This is a genomic window from Methanospirillum sp. (genome assembly GCF_035560735.1).
In the GTDB taxonomy this organism is placed as follows: domain Archaea; phylum Halobacteriota; class Methanomicrobia; order Methanomicrobiales; family Methanospirillaceae; genus Methanospirillum.
This window is the reverse complement of the sequence record NZ_DATMYY010000130.1, coordinates 1-2,721: the sequence shown is the minus strand read 5'-3', so window position 1 is coordinate 2,721 and position 2,721 is coordinate 1. Positions and strand designations below refer to the sequence as shown.

The 2,721-nt window shown below is 41.8% G+C and carries 1 protein-coding gene and 1 pseudogene; one reads left to right on the top strand and one right to left on the bottom strand.

Annotation, left to right across the window (positions count from 1 at the left end):
• Positions 1-1,450: pseudogene (locus VN429_RS04060) on the bottom strand (hypothetical protein); the annotation flags it as partial.
• Positions 1,451-1,954: 504 nt separating this feature from the next.
• Here VN429_RS04060 and VN429_RS04055 point away from each other — a divergent pair.
• Positions 1,955-2,719 carry a hypothetical protein gene (locus tag VN429_RS04055; protein ID WP_325630064.1) on the top strand — a complete coding sequence of 255 codons (765 nt, stop codon included), beginning with the start codon at positions 1,955-1,957 and terminating at the stop codon, positions 2,717-2,719.
• Positions 2,720-2,721 lie beyond the last annotated feature (2 nt).

Here is a 2,721-nt window from a genome sequence, read left to right as displayed (position 1 = left end):
CATCTGCGTTTTGTGATACTGGTGCAAGGAAATAACGTTTTTGAGATGTTTGGTCAGTTAGAACTCCTCTCCAGATGCGTGAAATCCTTGAGGATACCTGTACTGGTGTTGTTCCAGAGATGTCCTGATTATCCTCTCCTGTAATTATTAATTTGGTTATGCTGATTGTTGGAGTATTATTCCCTGTGGTGTTTGTGACTCCCAATGAAATCAATGGGAGTAATTTTGACACGCTACCATCTTGCGTTAAGAAGACTCCTCCAAGTTGATAGTAATATTGTTGTGGTACCCAGTAGTAATTCCGACCAGTGTACGTAAATTTACCCAGAGGGGTTGGCCCGGATGTTACTGGTCCCGATCCTACTGAATAATATGTTGATCTGATGGCTTGGTCAAGAAGCGTTGTGTTTATCGCGGTTGAAACATTAACTTCTCCGCTTACATTAATATCCCAATTTTGGGTTAAATTTGCTGTACCGGTATATTGTTGCAATATTGTTCCATTCGACCACTTTACAACCATTGGACCCAGTGTATCCAGTCCATATGCAGGGTCTTGGAAGTTGATCCAATATTCAGATGGCCTTGAGGCCGAACTATTGAGGGTGAAATTTTGAAAAACCGGGTATCTTGCATTTGTTGTTTGATTTAATTTAGTCAAACTCATTGTCAGGTCATACCGGTAATCAGCCTTCATTTGATAGGGGCTTTTTGCTGAACTAAATGGTGATGCATTTGCTTGAGAAACAGAAAATGCTGGGACCCGTAGTAGATCTATTGAAGCCGTCCAATTAGATGTTGTCTGGTATGTTCCAGTATTGGTTGAGTTAGGGTAGATATCACAGAGATGATAGGAAATTGATTGGTTAGATGAAAAATCATTTGGAGATTGTGGAATTTGGTTTGTTAATACAGAGTCCACAGGAACAGGTATCCGAATCATATTTACAATTTTTGATGGGTATAAGGATTGATAATTGAGTAATTGTCGATATAAATCAGGATTTGCATATATCTGGTTGGATAATTCTGAATTTGATGATGAAAGTGAAGTTCCAGAATCTGATGCCTCCTTAAATAGCCCCCTTATTGCAATCTGTATTGTCCCATCGCTCTGATCAGTACTGACATTCATCTCTCCATCAGAACCTATCGGTTGTGTTAACGGAAGAAAAACAAACTGACCCTCAGTTTTCTGCCCTAATGTTCCCATTTCGAAGTTCTGGGCCAATGATGTATTTACCTGACTATTAATCCACAACGAATCCATTGCCATCTTAAAATCAACAAATTGATTTTTGACATATGTCATATGTGCGATTTCCGCCTCTCTTCCGTGAGCCGGAACAACATAAGTTACATATAACGAAGCAACTACGACAAGAATTGCGATTATTAAGATAAACCCGATGACTTCAGATAGCCCGGACTCTCTCTGTGTACCCGCCATGACCAATGTTACCAATATCGACTACTCAAGATATATATCTTTCAAATAGCACTTGAATTATTTAGGCACGTCTATAACACTTGCATTTATGTAATCTTTCTACCCTATCAGGTGTCCCTCTGATATTAATCACGGATTCCTGCCATATTTAGCCGATTAAACCCCATTCTGATCTGCTCAACACCCCCCTCTAAAATCAGCCTATAATCTATGCTCAAATTACCGATATTCTTGATTTAATCGTTTTATCAGACCCCCTCTATCTGGTAACGCTTTTGGGTCGATGTTTCTATCAGACAACATGCTAAAACTCCTATAGTGTCCTTCTACAGCATCGCCAATTTTGAGATCAATCCTAGATATGATCGTTAGGGGCACACAACCTAGTGGTTCCTTATCCCTATCTGCGGGTTTAATATACTTATTATTTAAATCGGGGTCATTATACTTTGTATTTGCGGGGATTGGAATCTCTCTCACATCAACAACCATGATGGTGATACATTGGTAGACAGAACATTGCTCATTTGTGCATCTCTGGTAATAATCGCAGCCCTGTTATTTGCAGGAACCGGATTACTTCTTATGTACAAAGGAACTTCCGGTCACAACCCGGCAGATTCCTTCCCGAAGAACGACGAAAAGATGAAAGCCTCTGACCAGGGAAATAATGGCGATCAGATGCACAGATCCAATGGTCAGCCTGGTTCTGGAGAGTCTGGTTCATCATCAACGGAAAATGTTGGTGTTGAGCACGGCTCTAGGATGGCATGTCAGTGTCAGATGAAAATGATGAAACCTGATGGTGCAGGTCCTCACAGCGATGAAGATCAGGATTATAAGGTATCAGAAAATGACCCCGGCTATTTAAGATCGAATCAGGGGTGCCCCGGCATGATGAAACAGGGACAGGCAGACCATGAGATGGGTTCCCGTGATGATACCTGTCCGTGTATGAGGGGCTCTGGTATGGAACCTGGCCAAAATGATCGGTTCACAGGCCCACATAATGGTGGACACCAGGAAAAAATGTCGGAAAATTCTCCTGAATCAGGTAGAAAAATGTGTAATCAATGTCCGGGCCAGGAGAAGATGACTCAGGGACCATCAGGAGATCAGGCTTTCCCAGGTGAAAAACACAGCCAGGGATTTGATCGAAAGGATAAATCATCCTCCCATCAGCGGTTCCAGAGTTTAAACCAGCAGCCAGGCCGCTCTGATCAGACAAATCAGGAACAGGTTTACCTGGTTGTAGTCAAACAGGGATAGGT